The sequence below is a fragment of the Streptomyces sp. NPDC045701 genome (assembly GCF_056432045.1).
In genome coordinates this window covers 1-17,689 of sequence record NZ_JBWKJV010000043.1, presented here as the reverse complement: position 1 = coordinate 17,689, position 17,689 = coordinate 1, and the positions used below count along the sequence as shown (strand labels likewise).

The 17,689-nt window shown below is 65.9% G+C and carries 10 protein-coding genes and 1 pseudogene; 4 read left to right on the top strand and 7 right to left on the bottom strand.

The window, feature by feature from the left end:
* Positions 1-252: 252 nt before the first annotated feature.
* Together AC07DW_RS28535 and AC07DW_RS28530 are read right to left on the bottom strand one after the other, a co-directional pair.
* Complete coding sequence (locus AC07DW_RS28535; protein ID WP_478860550.1) at positions 253-372, bottom strand: transposase; 120 nt, start codon at positions 370-372, stop codon at positions 253-255.
* Positions 373-568: 196 nt separating this feature from the next.
* Positions 569-2,404, bottom strand: coding sequence for a glycoside hydrolase family 15 protein (locus tag AC07DW_RS28530; protein WP_478860549.1), 1,836 nt, complete (start codon positions 2,402-2,404; stop codon positions 569-571).
* 649 nt (positions 2,405-3,053) lie between these two features.
* Here AC07DW_RS28530 and AC07DW_RS28525 point away from each other — a divergent pair.
* A complete protein-coding gene (locus tag AC07DW_RS28525; protein WP_478860548.1) occupies positions 3,054-3,860 on the top strand; it encodes a polysaccharide deacetylase family protein in 807 nt (268 codons plus the stop codon).
* A gap of 88 nt (positions 3,861-3,948) precedes the next feature.
* On the opposite strand, the gene AC07DW_RS28520 is transcribed toward AC07DW_RS28525, so the two are convergent.
* Both AC07DW_RS28520 and AC07DW_RS28515 read right to left on the bottom strand, forming a co-directional pair.
* Complete coding sequence (locus AC07DW_RS28520) at positions 3,949-4,665, bottom strand: leucyl/phenylalanyl-tRNA--protein transferase (RefSeq protein WP_478860547.1); 717 nt, start codon at positions 4,663-4,665, stop codon at positions 3,949-3,951.
* Positions 4,666-4,718: 53 nt separating this feature from the next.
* Positions 4,719-7,937: an amino acid adenylation domain-containing protein gene (locus AC07DW_RS28515; RefSeq protein WP_478860546.1), complete on the bottom strand. Its 3,219-nt coding sequence runs from the start codon at positions 7,935-7,937 to the stop codon at positions 4,719-4,721.
* Positions 7,938-8,163: 226 nt separating this feature from the next.
* On the opposite strand from AC07DW_RS28515, the gene AC07DW_RS28510 reads away from it, so the two are divergent.
* Positions 8,164-11,265 carry a putative bifunctional diguanylate cyclase/phosphodiesterase gene (locus AC07DW_RS28510; protein ID WP_478860545.1) on the top strand — a complete coding sequence of 1,034 codons (3,102 nt, stop codon included), beginning with the start codon at positions 8,164-8,166 and terminating at the stop codon, positions 11,263-11,265.
* Between the two features lie 788 nt (positions 11,266-12,053).
* Here AC07DW_RS28510 and melC2 read toward each other — a convergent pair.
* From melC2 to AC07DW_RS28495, 3 genes are all read right to left on the bottom strand, one after another.
* The gene (gene melC2 / locus AC07DW_RS28505) at positions 12,054-12,878 is read right to left on the bottom strand and encodes a tyrosinase MelC2 (protein WP_478860544.1); all 825 of its coding nucleotides are present in this window, start codon (positions 12,876-12,878) and stop codon (positions 12,054-12,056) included.
* A gap of 23 nt (positions 12,879-12,901) precedes the next feature.
* A complete protein-coding gene (gene melC1 / locus AC07DW_RS28500; protein ID WP_478860543.1) occupies positions 12,902-13,300 on the bottom strand; it encodes an apotyrosinase chaperone MelC1 in 399 nt (132 codons plus the stop codon).
* A gap of 1,091 nt (positions 13,301-14,391) precedes the next feature.
* A complete protein-coding gene (locus AC07DW_RS28495; protein WP_478860542.1) occupies positions 14,392-14,538 on the bottom strand; it encodes a hypothetical protein in 147 nt (48 codons plus the stop codon).
* Positions 14,539-14,861: 323 nt separating this feature from the next.
* On the opposite strand from AC07DW_RS28495, the gene AC07DW_RS28490 reads away from it, so the two are divergent.
* Both AC07DW_RS28490 and AC07DW_RS28485 read left to right on the top strand, forming a co-directional pair.
* Entirely contained in the window at positions 14,862-15,377 is a 516-nt protein-coding gene (locus tag AC07DW_RS28490; RefSeq protein ID WP_478860541.1) for a hypothetical protein, read from the top strand.
* 1,674 nt (positions 15,378-17,051) lie between these two features.
* Positions 17,052-17,689, top strand: a pseudogene (locus AC07DW_RS28485) (hypothetical protein); the annotation flags it as partial.

Here is a 17,689-nt window from a genome sequence, read left to right as displayed (position 1 = left end):
GGGTCTGCAGGTTCATTGCGGCGGGTGTGAGCACGGGCGACCGTGAGGAACTGCGCGGACTGCGGGCGGACCCTGGGCGGGAGCTGTACTCGTGGTGTGGCATATGCGGATGGGGGCGGGGTTTCTGGCCTTGGGGAACTGCTCGCCGGGCATCCGCGACGGTGTGGAGGCGGGCCCGGAACGCTTCGGCGGTAGCTGGGCAAAGCGCGTGCGGATCGTTACGGCGGCCATCTCCGCGGCTCCCCTTCGGGATCACAGAGAAGACTTGAGCCCCAGACCGGCGGCGACATGCTTGGTCGTCGTTCCTGGCCGCGACCGGTACAGCGCGACCGCGTCCGCCTTAAACTCCTGCGGGTAGTGCTCCGTCACCATGAGGTGACTCCTGACCTCATATCATCAATATCAGTTGTCTCGGGTGTCCAAAATCAGGGTTAAGGCCCGCCGTCAGTGCGGACCACGGTCTGGCCGAGCACCCGCCCAGCGCATACGCCATCGTACGATCCGGTGCGACACTGGTCATCGCTGATTGCCACAGGTCGGGAAGCGGTCCGGAAACGGTCCGGAAGCATCACCCGATACTACGTATCAGCTCGTACGGCGGCTGGAGTGCCCGTGAGCCTTGGCGGGCATCGCTGAGCATGAAAGCGGTGTTCACCACTCCTACGTGGCTGAACGCTTGAGGCACATTGCCCAATTGCCTTTTGTTGGCGGCGTCCCACTCTTCAGCCAGGAGCCCTACGTCGTTTCGGATGTCCAGGACGCGCTCGAATACTGCCCGGGCTTCGTCATGCCGTCCTGCTATGGCAAGTGCGTCTGACAGCCACAGCGTGCAGGCCAGGAAGGTTCCTTCCGGGCCTGCCAGCCCATCAACGTCATGCATGTCCCCGACGACAGGCTCGTATCTGAGCAGGAATCCCCGGTTCTCGAGCTGGTGCAGGGCACGCAGGGTGCTGTGCAGTCGGGGTTCGCGTGATGTCAGGAAGCCCAGCTTGGGAAGCAGCAGCACCGAAGCATCTACCTGCTGAGATCCGTAATATTGGACAAAACTCTGTCTCTCTTCACTCCACCCGTTGTTCCATACGTCCCTGCGTATCTCCTCACGCAGACGACGCCATCGCGTCACCAGGTGCCGCATGCCAAGAATTCGCGCCATACGCAGTGCGCGGTCCGCGGCAACCCAGGACATGACCTTGGAGTGGACAAATTGCCGACGGGGGCCGCGCACTTCCCATATCCCCTCATCAGGCTCTGTCCAGTGCTTTTCTACGTAATCCATAAAATTGCTGATCAAGAGCCGCATCCGTGGATCAAACGATATTCCGGCTCGCATCGCCGAATAAAAGGTGTTGAGTACCTCCCCGTACACGTCGAGCTGGAGCTGGTCGAATGCCGCGTTACCGACACGGACGGGCGCCGCCCCCAGATATCCGGCTAGCCAGGGGACTTTTTGCTCGATAAGTATCCGCTGGCCGTCGAGGCCATAAACGGGCTGCACCTGGAGAGGTTCAGCAGCGACGGTACGGATGAGCCAGTCGTTCCATGCCTTGGCCTCGTCCCGGTAGCCACTGCGCAGCAGGGACGAGAGGGTGAATGCAGAGTCCCGGAGCCAGCAGTAGCGGTAATCCCAGTTTCGTTCGCCGCCTGGGTGTTCGGGAAGAGATGTTGTCGCGGCGGCGACGATTCCTCCTGTCGGGGCGTAGGTGAGGGCTTTGAGAGTGATGAGTGAACGGGTTACTGCCTCGCGCCAAGGGCCTTGATACTGGCACTTGGCTGACCAATCTTCCCAGTACGTGAGAGTTTGTTCCAGCAGGTGTTCCGGGTTCTGGATGGGGCCGGTGAGCCCCAACGGGGAGGTCTTCCACCCGAGAGTGAATGCCACGCGCTGGCCTTGGGTGAGTGTGAAGCCTGCCGCGGCGCAGGAGCCTGCGGTATCGAACACCATGCCTTCGCCGGCGGACAGGTAGACACTGTCGGGGCCCGCAGTGCAGCTCAGGGTGCTGGAGCCTACCTGATGCATCCGGGGCATGACTCGCCCGTTATCGAACCTGGGCCTGATTTCCGTCCGCATGCGCACCCGGCCTGACAGGCACTCAACTATCCGAATAATTTGCGGATCCTGATGCCGTGGCGGCATGAAGTCAGTCACTCTTACGCATCCGGCTGTTGTGTCCCAGCAGGAATCGAGAATGAGGGTGTCGCCCCGGTAGGACCGGCGGGAACAGGGAGTCCGGTCCTCGGGGCCCACCCACCACTGACCGTTTTCCGTCTGTCCAAGAAGCGCTGCGAAGCATGCCGGTGAATCGAACCGGGGGGCGCAGAGCCAGTCGATCGATCCGTCTTTGCCGACGAGAGCGGCTGTCTCCAGGTCTCCGAGAAGGGCGTAGTCTTCGATCTTCCCTGCCATGATCAGATGATAACTCCGAGTTCGGCAAGATGGTGGTTCTTGACGGTCGCAGGAAGTGGACGCATGCTGAATTGGAGAGCCTTCCCTGACCGGTCGGCCTGTCGGCCGCAGCTTGCAGCAGCGCGTTGGGCCGCTGGGAGGGGGAAGGCGGCGGTGCTGCCAAGGTAAGGACCGGCATGTCCCTCCCAGTAACCACCATGCTGCGGTCTGGCCCCCACCCGCTGCGGCGGGTGACGGACTGGCCGGCGAAACGTTTGCCGTCTTTTCTCCGGCCGGTGCGCCACGCTGCGAGGCGTTCCACGGACAGCAGACCGGCTGGTTGTGCAGGAAGCCGGCGTTACGCCGGCCTGCGGGGCCGGAGCCCTGTCCGCCGCCGGAAGGCCCGGGCGTCCCGGCCAGTGGGCAGGAGCCGTTGTGATGAAGGGGGGCATCATCCAGGGGCTGGCTCTTGTGCCCTTGGCAGGTGGCTGTCAGGCAGGGAGGGGGGTCCGGGGGTCCGGGCGGAATCGGGGGGCTTCATCCGTCCTGGGCAGGCTGCGCGTTGTGCTTGTGGGCATGCGCGCTGTGGAGTTGCTGTAGCCGCAGCCGCAGGGGCGGGCCGTGAAGGCGGTGCGGCGAGTGGTGCCCGGCCTCTGCGGGGGGGCGTGTGATGGCTTCCCAGGTGCCGGTGCTGCATTATCACTCGGTGAGTGACAATGCGCCGGGCTGGGCTGCCAGGTTTACCGTTAGTCCTCGCGTTTTTGCCCAGCAGCTGCGTTGCATCGAGGAGCGCGGGTGCACTGTTGTTCCGCTGGCTGACCTGGTGGCGGCTATGCGAGGCCGCCTCACACTGCCGCCACGCCCCGTTGTCCTCACCTTCGATGAAGGTTTCGTTGATTTTTACCAGGTGGCGGCGCCTCTGGTTCTGGGCCGTAACTGGCCGCTTACGCTGTTTGTGGTGACTGGTGCTATTCGTGCGCCTGGTGGGGAAGCGGCGGGGAGTCTGCTGCCGCCGGCGAGTACTCTTACCTGGCGTCAGCTGGGCGTTCTTGACCGGGCCGGTGTGGAGATCGGGGGGCATTCGCAGACGCATCCGCAGCTGGATATCGTATCGAACAGGCGTCTGGTGTACGAAGTTGTGGGCTGTAAACGCCAGTTGCAGGACTTTCTTGGGCACTCGGTGAGATCCTTTGCCTACCCGTATGGTTACTTCTGCGCCAGGGCAGTCAAGCAGGTGCGGCAGGCTGGGTGGCACAGCGCCTGTGGTGCAGGCAGTGCTCTGAGCGGCGTTGAGGATGACCCCTGGCGTATCGCGCGGCTGACGGTACGCGTGGATACCTCCCCGGACGTCTTTGCTCAGTGGGTTCAGGGCAGTGGTGCTCCTCGTGCTGCACACGGGGAAGGGCTGCGGACCAAAGTCGGCCGCTGCTACCGCCGCGCGCGGGCGCTCGCGGGGCGGCCCGGCGGGGACTGGTAGTCCGCTGAGCGGCGGGGGTGCTGGTAGTGGCCGGGGTGTAACCGCTGGGCTTGTGGTGCCTGGCGGCGGGTGCGTTTGCTTGGGGGTGTCAGGGGGCTGGCAGGTCGTGTGCCGCGCGGGCGCCGGGCAGGGGGGGGCCTGAGTGGTGGGGTGTGGTCAGTATCTGCAGAAATGCTTGTCTGCTGAGGGGGCTGCATCCGAGCGAGCGGGCGGCGTGGGAGTCCGTCTGGGCATCTATCAGCGTTCCTCCGGTTTGTGCGAAGCGTTCGGCAAGATCTGCTACGGCGACTTTCGATGCGTCTGCGCGCCGGTGGAACATGGAATCCAGACTGAGCACGGGTCCAGCCCGGATGGCGATGACTCCGCCGATGAGCTCGCCGCCGCTCCAGACTTCTCCGCTGTGTGCCTTTCCCTGGCTGTGCAGTGCGCACAGGCTGCGGACGAGTTCGTCTGTCAGCCACCGGGGGGTGCGCGCTATTCGGCAGGCTTCTACCACTTGGGGAAAGGACGTATCCAGGGTGGTGTACCAGCTGTGGCATGCAGTGCGCAGTTTCTGCCTCAGTCGGCGGCTGAGGTGGATGGCCCGGGGCCGGGCCACCATCCGGGGGTCAGGGCTCATCCAGGCTACCGTGTAGGGATTGCCGGACGGGCTGTGCAGGATGTGGATGTCGCCTTGTGTGACGGGGCCGGCGAAGAACGCCTCGTTGAAGGCGCGTGCGGTGCTGTCCGCGGCGGGAAATGGGAACAGGCCGTGCTGGTAGGCGCGCAGCAGCGACTCAGGGCTTACATCGCCGCAGAAGGCCACAGGCCCCTGCCGGGGAGCTTGTGTGAGAGACAGACGGTCCCAGGCTGGGGGGGTCATAATCTGTGGCGTGCAGCAGGAGGCAGGAAGCCTCCGGCAGCCAGAGCGTCGAGGTAGTGGTCGAGCAGTGGTGCCGTCACTGGTGGGATGGTGATGCCTGCGGAGGCGAGAATGGGGGCGGTGCGCGTGCGGGTGACCTGCGGGAAGACATGCCGCAGGTACATGTCGGCGATGGTCATCTGCCCGTTGGGTGCGGGTTGCACGAAGAGGGAGACGAACGGGGCTATCGGGTGTTGGGGGTGACGTGAAGCGTACTCGGCCATTGCCCTGATCCATTGCTGGTAGGGCACGGTGGTCACTTTGTGTCCGCGAGCCACCAGGCGCTCAGCCAGGGAATTGATCAGCGCCGGGCGGGGGTTGGTGAGGTGAAGAATCCGCAGTGCCGGGGGGTGCGCCGCCAGAGTAGCGGTGACGGTACGGGCGAGATAGTTTGCCGGAATGAGGTCCAGGGGGATGTCGGCGTCGGGGGCGAGACCGGAGTCGGCAATGAAGCGGATGAGTGCGCATAGTTCAGTACGGTGGTTCATGCGGCCGGTCCGGGTATCGCCGGTGACATCGGTGACTCGGTGGATGGTTACTGGCAGGCCTCTGAAGGAAGCTTGCTCGAGGAGTTTTTCGCTCACCCACTTGGTTTCTACGTAACCTACGCCCAGTTGCTCCGGGTAGGCCAGCGGGGAAGTCTCGTGGGCGTGGCGGATCCCCGTAGCTCCGTAGCCGGCCAGGACGGCGGTGGTGGAGATGTAGTGGAGGGGAACCGCCTGCCGGTAGCCGGCCATGCGGATGATCTCCCGGGTTGCGGTGACGTTGTCGGGCCGCAGCTGCTGATACGGGTAGAGGAAGTTGACCTGGGCAGCACAGTGGATGATTGCATCGGTGTTTTGTGCAAGGTCACTGAAGACGTCCGCTGACAGTCCGAGATCGGGCTCAGCGGTATTCGCGGTCACGAAATTGATGCGGTCGCCGAAGGGCACGCCGGACAGCAGGTACTTGTGCTGGGCTTCCTCCAGCCGGATGCGTGCCGATGCCGGGTCGGGACTGCGTACCAGGCAGCTGATCCGGGCGCTCGTGTGGTTCAGCAGGTCGTGGAGGATGTGCGCGCCGCAAAAGCCTGTAGCGCCAGTGAGCACAATGTGTGCCGGGTGCTGGGAGAGGCGGGCCGGGGGACTGATCCGCACGTCAAGTACGGATTCTGCAGTGAAGTCAACTGTTTTTTCCGGAGTTGGGGGGGGCGGTTCGGTGACTGTCCGCAGAACGTGGCGGGTGAAGGCCTGCAGTGTGGAGTCCTGTAAGAGGGCGCTGGTGAGGGCTGCGGTGTGGCCGGCGTCGATGCCGAACATGGCGCGTGTGCTGGCGATCATTTCCATCGCGAGCAGGGAGTTGCCGCCCAGGGCGAAGAAGTCGTCGTCTGCCTGCAGCGTGCCGGTGCGCAGGAGCTGTTTCCACAGCCGTGCCAGGCCAGGGTGAGGTGCAGGCCCGCCAGGAGGGGTCTGTGAGGGGCGGCGCTGCTGGGATAGTGCGCGCCGGTCAGTCTGGCCGCTGGGGGTCTTGGGCAGTTCGGCGAGCGCGATCACCTCCGAGGGCTGCATCCACGGCGGCATGCAGGCGCGGGCGTGTGTCGTCAGCCGTCTTTGTGTGGTCTCCTGGCTTTCCGTGGTGCCGGGGGCGGGGGTGTAGTAGGCGACAAGCTGGCCGTCGTGGGTACGGATAACAGCCGCGGCGCTGGCTACAGCGTGGTCCTGGCAAAGAATCTTCTCGATTTCCTGCGGGTCGACGCGGTTGCCTCGCACCTTTAGCTGGTCGTCGATGCGTTGGAGAATTTCCAGCTGGCCATCGGGGCGGATCCTGCCCAGGTCACCGGTGCGGCACATGCGGCTGCCCGGCTGCGGGCTGTAGGGGTCGGGCAGGAAGCGCTCCGCTGTGCCGACGGGGTCTTCCCAGTAACCGGCTGCCAGTGCGGCACCCCCGATGAAAACCTCGCCGGGCCGGCCCTGGGGCACACGCTGCAGGTGGGGTCCCAGGACGTGCAGCGTGACGTGTGGCAGGGGATGGCCCACAGGGGCAGGGCGCCGGCCCACAGGTTCCGTGGCACGGATGTCGCCCGCGACGGACGTGATAGCCGTTTCCGTCAGCCCGTAGGCATTGATCAGCCGGGTGGCGGGAAACAGTTCTTGCCACCGGCGGCAGTCTCCGCTTGTGGCCTTCTCGCCGCCCACGATCAGCAGTCGCAGCCCGGTTGGCCTGTCCAGGTGCCGCTCGGCGGTTTCGATGAGCTGGCGCCAGTACGAGGGGGTGACGTCCGCGACGGTGATGCGGTGGCGGTGGAGGTGCGTGAGCAGTTCGCTGGGCGCCCAGGCAGCAGGGCCAGCCAGGACGATGCAGGCGCCGCTGAGCAGCGGAGCCAGCAGCTGTTCCAGAGCAGTGTCGGAACCCAGGGAGGCCAGATGCGCCGTGCGGTCAGCCGGCTGCAGGCCATAAAACAGTCTGACTGCGTCGATAGTGGTGAGCAACGCAGTGTGCTCTACTGCAACGGCCTTGGGCCGGCCGCCGGAGCCGGAGGTATGGATGATGTAGGCCAGGGATCCAGCTGCAGAAAACGTGTCCGTGCCGCCGGAGGGGACAGGGAGGCTATGGAGGAGATCAAGGCGCACGACACGGGCGTCCACTGCCTTGAATTTGTGTGCGGTCTGTGCATCTGCTAACACCACTCTGGCTTTGAGCCGCTCTACAGCCGCGGTGAGGCGTGCCGGTGAGTCAGACGGGTCCAGAGGCGCCACGGCAGTGCCAGTGCGCCAGACCGCGAGGAGGGCGGCCACCCATTCCGTAGTGCGCTGCACACATACGGCGACGGCTTCGCCCCTCTGCCCTGCCACGATATGCCGGGCCAGGACACTTGCCCGCTCATCCAGCCTGCCATAGGTGAGGTGCTCCCCACCGGCGATGACAGCCACATTGTCACGGTAGCGTTGCACGGCTTCCCGGAAACGGTCGTCCACCGTGGCCGGCGGGATTCGCTGGCCAGTGGGTACCCATCCGGTGTCCTGCGCCAGGCGGGCCAGCCTGGCGCGGCAGACCTGCAGGGGCCCGGCCCTGTCAGCATCCCACCCGTCCGGTACTGGGGCCCAGGCGGGCCACAGAGCGTACATCCCCGCTACATTGCGGACGATCACATGCTGTCCGGATTGCTCCACTGCAGGTGAGTTCTTAGATGTGCCCATGACTGCCTGCGTCCTATACCCGTGAGGCTGCTCTACCGCTGGGCTTTGCATTGGTGTGACTGTGTGATCCATGCAATGGTGAAACAGAAGGAGCGGACACCCCCAGGATGCAGCACTTTGGTCCGTGGCGCCTGAGAACCGGCAAAGGTTTTTGAGTTCCTCCCTCGGAGCGTGGCCGATGACACCGGTCTGGAAGCGACATCTCATCCGGGGTTTCGTGGCATGGATGGCATTGCTGACCGCGGCCTACTACCTCTTCCCGCCACACCAGCGTGTGGTGTGGTGGACCGCCATGGGGCTCAGCGGTGTGCTCGCCATCCTCGTCGGCGTCCGCATCAACCGGCCTGCACACCGGGCCGGATGGCTGCTGCTGGCCGCCGGGAACCTGCTGTTCGTCCTGGGAGAAGTCACCAACGTCGTCCAGGACCAGTACCTTCACCTGGACAACCCCTTCCCTTCACTGGCAGATGTCTTCTACCTCGCGCAGTATCCGTTCTATGCCGCTGGAGTACTGAGCTTCATACGCCACCGAAGTGCCCACCGTGACACTGCCAGCCTGATTGACGGGCTCATCCTCACCACGGGACTGGCGCTGTTGTCCTGGACCTATCTCATCGTCCCCTACGTGCGGAGTCCGGACCTGACGTGGCCGCAGAAGATGTTCAGTGTCGGATACCCCCTGGGAGACATCCTGGTGCTGGCCATGCTGATACGCCTGCTGATTGCGCCCCGTACCGAACCCAGCCGGTCGCTGCAGTTGCTGGCGCTGGGAGTACTGGGCCTGCTGGCGGCGGACGTCCTGTTCGGCATCATCCAGCTCAACGGAACATGGCGCATCGGCACCGCCGTGGATCTGGGATGGAGCCTGTTCTACTGTGCGTGGGGAGCAGCAGCACTGCATTCTTCCATGACCGCCGTCACCCGGCCCGGCGATCGCTCGCTGTCGCCGGCCTCCACACCATCGCCCCGGCTTGGCCTGCTGACTCTGGCGTCGTTGATTGCCCCCACAGTCCTGATCATTGACGCCGCTGCGGGAAACAGCACAAACGCCGTAGTCATCGGCGTCTTCTCTGCCTTCCTGTTCGGGCTGGTGCTGCTGCGCCTGTTCGGCATGATGCTCTCCCACCGCCAGGCCGTGGCCCGCGAGCGGATCCTGCGAGCGGGCATCGAATCCCTCGCTGACGCCCGGTCAGTGGAGGAGGTGGCGACGGTGTGTGAGACAACGGCGGCCAACCTGCTCGGCAGCGCCCGGCGCAACGCTGTCCTGGTCTTGATGCGTAACGGAAAATTCACCGCTGCCTGTTCCAGCAGTCCTATTGAAAGCATCCGGATCCCGGCCCCCCAAGGAAAGCCAGCGGCACACCTCGACTCGGTGCCGCAGCGGGTGGCCGACCTCGGGCCGGGCATGGCGCGCGTACTGAGTGGCACACGGTGGGCGCTTCTTTGTCCCCTCTCCGCCGACGAAAGCATGGCCCCGCCCGCCACCGGCTTCCTGGCCGTCGCTGCGGATAACGATGAAACTCTCCTCTCCGTCCGCACGACGCTCCATACACTGGCGGCCCAGGCTGCCCTTGCCATCGACCGCATCACTCTCAGCCAAGAGATCAACCGCCGCGACAGTGAGGCGTACTTCCGCACGCTGGTACAGGACGCCTCCGACGTCATTCTCATCCTCGACGCGGACGACCGCATCCGCTATGCCAGCGCCGCCGCCAGCAGCACGCTGGGCTACCCCACGCTGGTGGGACGGCACATTCTTGATCTGCTCCCCCCTGCGGACCGGCTACCAGCCCGTGCTCTGCTCGCCGACGCGCAGCGGGAACGACGCAGCAAACGGCACGGCGAATGGCGCATGGCCAGAGACGACGGCGAATTCATTGAAACAGAAGTACTGTGCAGCAACCTGCGTGATGAACGCACCGTCGCCGGGCTGGTCCTGACCATCCGGGATGTCACACAGCGGCGCAAACTGGAACGCCAGCTCACCCACCGCGCCACCCACGACACCTTGACCGGCCTGGCAAACCGCGCTCTCTTCCTTGACCAGGTCAAACGGGCTCTTGTGGCGCCACGCCAAGAAGGCGACGAGGTCAGTGTCCTTTTCATCGACGTCGACGACTTCAAGATCATAAACGATACCCTCGGGCACGGTGTCGGAGACGCACTCATCGTCGCCGTCGCACGCCGGCTCGCCAGCACCGTCACGCACACCGCCGAAGCAGCCCGTATCGGCGGAGACGAATTCGCTGTGGTCACCCGGAAGCCCGTACCGTCGGCTGCAGCACAAACGCTCGTACGACGGGTTATTGACGCATTCAACGAACCATTCAGCCTGGAAGCCGGTGTGCTGAACGTATCGGTCAGCGTGGGCATCGCCACAACAGCCGACAGCCAGGACGCAGCCGACCTGTGTGCCCACGCCGATCTGGCACTGTACGCAGCCAAAGCCTCCGGGAAACGGCGGTACCGCTTCTACCGGACGCAGCAGCAGGCACGCATGATCGAGCGGCATGAGCTGCGAGAGAGCCTCTACGCCGCGGAAGTAGGTTCCTCGTTCTCCGTGCAATATCAGCCGATCGTCAACCTGTTCACAGGGCAGGCAGAGGGATTTGAAGCTCTGGTCCGCTGGCACCACCCCACCCGGGGAGTACTCCTCCCCGATCAGTTCATCCCACTCGCAGAAGAAAGCGGGCAGATCATAGACCTGGGCGCCTGGGTACTCGGCCAGGCGACTCGTGACACTGCCCGATGGAACTCCCTGGCACCCAACAGCCGACCATTGCATATAAGCGTCAATGTATCTGCTCGCCAGTTCCGGGATGCCCGGTTCGTCAAGACCGTACGCAACAGCCTTTCCTCCAGCGGCCTCGACGGACACGGCCTCATTCTGGAGCTTACCGAAAGCTTGCTGCTGCGGCCAGGTAATCACATCCTGTCCGCCATGAACGAACTAAAGGAGCTTGGAATCCGGATAGCCATCGATGATTTCGGCACAGGATATTCAGCCCTCAGCTACTTGCGCGACCTGCCTATCGACATACTGAAAATCGACAAGAGTTTCGTCGATCACCTGAACCCGCCGAAATCCCAGAGCGCACTCGTGGAAGGAATAATCCACTTTGCCTCCACCCTGGGAATACAGACCATAGCGGAAGGAATAGAAACCACTTATCAGAGAAATGTACTTCGTTCGCTCGGATGTTCGTTCGGGCAGGGCTTTCTCTTCACGGAACCCCAGTACGCATCGGACGTAGAGAACTTCGTCCTCCAGCATCTTCAGGGCATGCCTCCTGCCCCGCAAGGAAAGTCCCGCGACGTCCGGCCGTGAGCAGCAGGACCCGGGCCGAGGGTGAGGGAGCCAGCCGCCGCAAGAATGCCCGGCCCACCGGGCCCCCAGGGCATGTCACCTGCTTCAGGCTGACCGCCCATGCGGCCAGGTAATCCGCCCAAGGAAGCTCCCCCACCCTTCTTGTGACTTCGTTCCTGCGCAGGAATGGCCCCAAGGTGGTCGAAGCCGGCCGTCCGGACCGGCGGCTGCGGCGTATGAACGGCGAGTCCGACACCCTGGACGCCGAGAATGCCGCCCGCGCCGTGCTTGCCAGGTTCGCGACCGCCACGCCGAAGATCGCCGACGGCGAAGCCGAGATGATCCGCTGGCTCAAGGCCGCGCACGACCAGGCTGTCGAACAGCGCGCCGCGGCTACGGTCACGATGAAGGCGATGCTGGTCCCACGCCCCGGACACCTTGCGTCAAGAGATGTCCCGTCCGCGAAGACCTGGCCGAACGCAGCACCGCCGCCCGGACCGCTCCCCCGCGGAGCGAAGGTCCTCATCCAGGCCCGGCGGCCGCTGGACCGCCGAGCGGACGAATTCCAACTCCGGCTAACTCCGCCGCTGCACCGGGAGGAGCAGGGGCCAGTCGAGTTCTCCATCGCTCTGTGCTGCGTCATCGTCACGGCGCTACCTCGCCGGGCCTGGACCCACTCCCGTGGGCACACCACCCCGCACACCACACATCCGATGACCTGCTGGTGGACGCTCTTACCACTTACAGTCCCGGCCGATCACAGCTGGGGCTGCCTGATCGGTCACTTTACTTCGCATATTCAGACCCGCTTACGCGGTGTCGTAGGTGTAGTGGGGGGTGTGGTCGAGCATGTCGGCCGGGGTGACGTCGTTCCACGGGCGCATGGTGTCGCTCAGATCGACGACGTTAGGGGTATCGGCGGCAGGGAGGTAAGCAGAGAGCGGGTGGCGGGCCTGCCAGTCGGCCCACAGCCTGTCGATGAACGCGTGGTGGAGCCAGAAAACCGGGTCGTTAGGGGACATGCCGGTACCCATCTGGCCGCCGACCCACACGTGAACGCGGTTGTGGAGATTGACGCCGCGCCAGCCCTCGAGGTGGTTACGGAAACCATCGGAAGCGCTGTTCCATGGCGGCGTGTCGTAGGTCTCCATGGAGAGGACGGCATCGACCTCGGCCCGGGTGGGCAATTGGCGGCCGCCGGCGCCCAGGGAGCGCCGCAAGAAGTCGCGGCCATCGACGCGTATGGAGACAGTCCAGCGGTTCCCAGTGCGGGCGAAGGGGCCGTCCATGACCTGGCCGTCCCGGGCGCGGCCGGTGCCGCCGAGGAAGTCCGGGGCCCACAGGGAGGCGCGGGGCGTGCGGTCCACGGTCCAGTCCCAGTACGGCAGGGCGACGGACGGGTCGACGGCCTGGAGGGCGCGCTCGAACTCCAGGAGGAAGCGGCGGTGCCAGGGCAGGAAGGACGGTGAGCGATGGCCGACGCGGTCACCGGTGTCTGTGTCGCTCATGATGAAGGAGTTGTGCGTGGTGACGAACGTGTCGTACTGGCCGGTGCGCTTGAGCTCCAGCACCGCGTCGGTAAAGCGTCGCTTCTCGGTGGCGGTCAGCTGGGTCTGGTTCTTGCGTACGGTCATGGCTGTGCGGCTCCGGATCGTGCTCAGGCCAGGGGCAGGGTTAGCGGGACGAGCAGGGCGCCCTGAAGTTCTCGGACAGCCGCCCGCGCCACGGCGCGGGGGGTGGCGAGCGGCTCATAGTGGTTGATCACGCTGATCCAGGTTCCGTCGGCATTCGGCATGACATGAAGTTCCTCACCGTCGATGCGCACGGCGTAGCCTCCGCCGTGCCCGCCGTGCCCGCCGTGTCCCCCGCCGGCGTGGGAGGGCGCTCCCTGTATGCGGCGGCCCTGGTAGACCTCGTCGAACGATTCCGGTTCAGTGCTCTGACGGACGGTCGCGGCGGTTGCCTTGTCGGGCGCCGTGAGGGCGCGCCCGGCAGCGAGGCTTCCCGCGGCGGAAGCGGCGACGCTGAGGGCGCGGCGACGGGTGATTTTGGTCATGGGTAACCCCTGGTGTGGTGCGTCGGTACCGCCGGCGGTTTCACCGGCGCCTCATTCCTATCCGGCGTTTTCGGAGCCGGGAATTCCAGGGGGAAGCAACCAGTCACAATTTAGGCACTCATACCGATTCGTACATTTTTAAACAGAGTTGTTTTTCCTGATCTTGGACACATGGCCGCCGCGAAACGAAATTTTCGGAGAAAAACTAGGCCTCATGGAGATTTTTTCCGCACTAGGACAGCCGGGAGTGGCGCAACTCACGTCGGGAAAATGTCCGAAATCAGCCGCGCCGCCATCAGTGGCAACGGGGGCGGCCTCGCCGAGGCGCATGCCAGTGGTGATGGCGGTGAGGTAGCGGGTCTGCAGGGTGGTGTAGAAGACCGCGGGCCGGCCCCGCCCGCGGCCGCCGCTGCTGCGGGGCGTGGTGGTGCGTCCCCCGTCCCGCGCGGCGTCAAGCTCGCCGTCGGCCGGATGCTCCCCGAGCCCGGGTCCGGGGTGGGGTCGGGTGGGAGGGTGTTGGCGGAGCGAGCGGCGAGGCGGGGCCGGGTGGCGCGGAGCGCGGCATCCCTGCGGGCTGCGGCTTCCCGCCACTTTGCGCGGTAGCGGTCCTTGAACGCCTGATGTGCGGTCCAGGCGCGGTCCAGATCGCAGCCGGCACACGCGGGGTCCGGCTGCAGGCAGGTGTGGGGTGCGCTGCCCTTGGGGGGCAGGCCCTGGCCGGGGAGCGGCGGGCCGCCGGCGGGCTGACCGAAGTAGCGCCACCGGTGGTCGCACCGTGAGCACCAGTCGCGGGCCTTGTGCGGCCGCCGTCGGCCACAGCACGCACACGTGATCAGATGCCTGCCGGAGCCGGAGTCTCCCGGACGCTTCTGACGCCGGGCATCAGGTGGCGCTCCGTCCCCTGTTGGAGCCGGGCCCCGGGGGCTTGGGGCCGGACAGCACCGTGCCGCGGCGAGGTTTGCGACTCTGACCATCCTGATGCGGTGCCTGACGCGAACGCTGAGGCGCACCTTGACCGGGCGAAGCCTGCGGATGAGCAAGATCGAGTTATTTAGTGTGAGTTTTTATTGGACAACAGCCCTGGTTAGGGGCTAGTCGGTGGTGCTGGTGGAGTGGGGCGGCTGGGGTTCGTTGGCGCGGTGCTGGGCGCGGAGCACCATGTGCAGGCGCTGCAGGAGCAGCCCTGCGATGACGAGCAGAAGGAGCGTCCTGCCGAAGCGCTGCAGCTGGGCGGCCATGCCGTCGGGCCAGATGGTGATGGTGACGGTGTACAGGCACAGGGCTCCGATAGCGGCGGACGGCAGTCTTCTGCCACGGCATCTTGAGGTGGTAGACGAGTATGAACACGGTGGCGCACAGGGTGACCAGTGCAGATGCTGCAACGTTCGCGATCTGGGCGCAGTCCATCAACGGTCTCCCTCCAAGGCTATGCGGAACATCTCCGCGAGGTGGTTTTTGTCGAGGCGCTGCTGCAGGGAAGCGGAGACCTTGGTGGCGGCTTCCCGAGTACCCGCCGACACCCGAAGGTGAGTTCGACAAGCTGGCGGACGCCAAGGGCTGGGTGGTCGATGATCTCTACGGGGGTTCAGCGGCCGCGTACGTCCACGACATGTGCGAGTCGCTGCCGGTCAGCGCGATCGACGGGGCGTCGCGGCCGCAGTGGCTGGTCGAGTCCGGGCATATGGACGGCGACGGCGCGGCGGTACTGGCGGCGGGGGTGCCGAAATTCTGCCCGAAGTGGACGAGCGTGGTGAAGCAGGCCGCGGCCGGGGACTATGAGTGGTGGTACGGCGACGGCACGTACGAGGTGGCGGACTCGGCGCCGCAGAAGCCGGACCCGGCACCAGCTGCTGAGGATGACGGCTACTCCTCCGAGGAGGAGGCGCTGACAATCCCGCCGGGCACGTACCGGGTGAAGGGTTGGATGGAGGACTGTTACTGGGAGCGGACGTCGAAGTCGGGGGAGATCCTGGACAACAACTTCGCGACGTCGGCGCGGGAGATCACGGTGGCGATCCCCGAGTCGGATGGCCAGTTCACGTCGGAGCGGTGCGGGGTGTGGAAGCCGGTGGGCTGAGCGCGCCCTTGGGGTGTGGGGCGGCCCCGCCGCTCGAGGGTGAGGGGCGGGGCCGGTGTGCTCGGCGGCGGCTGGGGGTGGGTCGGCCGAGCTGGGATCAGCGGTGCTTGTGCCCGGGAAGCGGGTGGGCATTCGTGGGGGGACGGCCTGGCCGGGAGTTGGGCGCGGGGACACCGGGCTCCCGGCCAGGCTGTGCACTTCTGATGTTGGCGTACGGGGGGCCGGTTGTCCGGGCCGCTATCCCCCTGCTCTTGGTTTGCTCGCTTCGGGTCTTCGGTCGCTTGGGGCGCTGGTTACTGTTCGCGGCGGGTGAGGGGGACGCCGGCGGCGTGGAGGGCGCGGCGGAGGGGGCTGTGCTTTTCGGGCTGGCGGGGGTCGAGGTGGGCGATGAGGAGCCGCCCGTCGGGGAGACGGGCGGTGACCTTCAGGGTGCGGGGGGTGCTGGGACGGGCGGGTCTCCTCCCCCGCGTCCGGGGCGCCGAGAGGGGCGGGGCCGAGCCGTAGCAGCCGCGTACGTCGCCGGGGCCGTTTTGGGCTGGCGATGGATGTGGCCGGCCTTGACGAGGGTCCGGGTGGGACATCCTCACCACAGGTAGGGACCGGCAACGCTACGGTGCCTTGCCGGACTGGAGGGAGCTCGCCGGCGAGTATCTGGCCAAGCTGGCCCAGGCCCAGCGGAAGCTGGCCGACCTGCAAGGCGCCCAACCATCGAACACCAACAGAGAGAACAAGCCATGACAAATAGGCCCGGATCCATAGGCGAACAGTTACCTGACGACATCCTGCAACTCATCATCACGCCGGATTACCTATCCACTGCCTGCCAGACAGCCCAGGAATGCGAACGCGCCGGCCAGGTACACCAGTACGAACAAGCGCAGCTGTATCAGCACGCCGGACAGCTACACACACGATGCCGACGGAACAACAAGTTCACCGGCCAGCAATGCATCTGTCCCTGCCACCAACCGCCCCGCACGACCGGGAGAACTTAGCGGTGACCTCCTGGGATTGGGTGGAGAGCACCAGCGCCTGCCCCTCGTGCCGCGCCTACTGGAACACCCTCCGAGCCCTCGGTGAAGAATGGGAAGCCGCTGAACGTCCACACGACCCAGACATATGGAGACAGCAGATCGGTCTAGCTGTCGCCATGTACTGCGAGCATCTGGCTACCCACATGCCCGACACTCCGTAGCCGGTCCACCACCCTTCTCAGGTGCCGGAGTGCTTGTCAGAGGCCTATGACACCCTTGAGAGTGCCTGGCGGTGCCCATCACGAAGCCGATGCCACCGCCAGGCGACACCCCCAGCCTTGAGCGGGGGCAACACCCGCCGGTTTCGTGCCCAGCATGGGGTGTATGCCATTTCCCGCCCGCCGCATACACCCCCGCCACCATCCTCACCGCCGCGCTCCTCGCGCTCGCCGCACTCCTCGCCGCGCCCGCGGACAAGCGCCGCCGCCACCAGCCCCGTCTACGAAGGCCGCGGCTGGCGCATCCTCACCGAACGCGGCATCCACAACCTCAACCCCGGCCCCTACACGATCGTGTTCGCCGACACGACCGCCCGCACCATGCTCACCCCCTACCTCACCAAACCCGCCGCGCAGCTCACCACCGTCACCGGCATCCGCTTCACCGTCACCACCAACGTCGACACCACCCCGGACGACCAGTGCCCCCGCGGCACCGCATCGTCGTCCACTACACCCCCCAGCCCCTCGGCACCCCCGGCCTCTCCCAGGCCAAGAGCTGCTACCAGACCGACGACCACTCCGCGTGGGGCGGCCACGTCCTCATCGACTCCATGTACTGGAGCACCCCGACGTGGTTCGCCACCGACCCGGTGAAGAACGGCGCCTACCGTGCCAACGCCGTCTCGCACGAGCTGGGGCACGTCGCCGGCCTCGCCCACCCCAACGTCGACAAGGACGACGCCGGGACGACCGAGGCGTACGAGTGCGTCACCACCGCGTCCGGCACCCGGCCCCTGCTGTGCGCACCGAGCGGCGGCTACCTCAACGCGGTCGACGCCGGCCGCTTCACCCCGCCGTTCGACGAGCCGGGCTGCGGCAGCTCGCCGCGAACTGGCCCCTCCGATGACCCCCGCCACCACAGACCGGCTCCTCACCGGCCTGGGCAGCATGCGCCAGCGTCCTCATCGGCAGCGCGTGCGCCGTGTACGGCACCCGGCACATCACCGCCCGCGCCATCAGCCGGCGACGAGGGCGGCGCGGGCGGACTTCCTCCAGGACCGGGCCGTGACCGTGCGGGTCCGGCGGCGGGCCCGCCGCTGGTGGCTGGTGGGTGCGT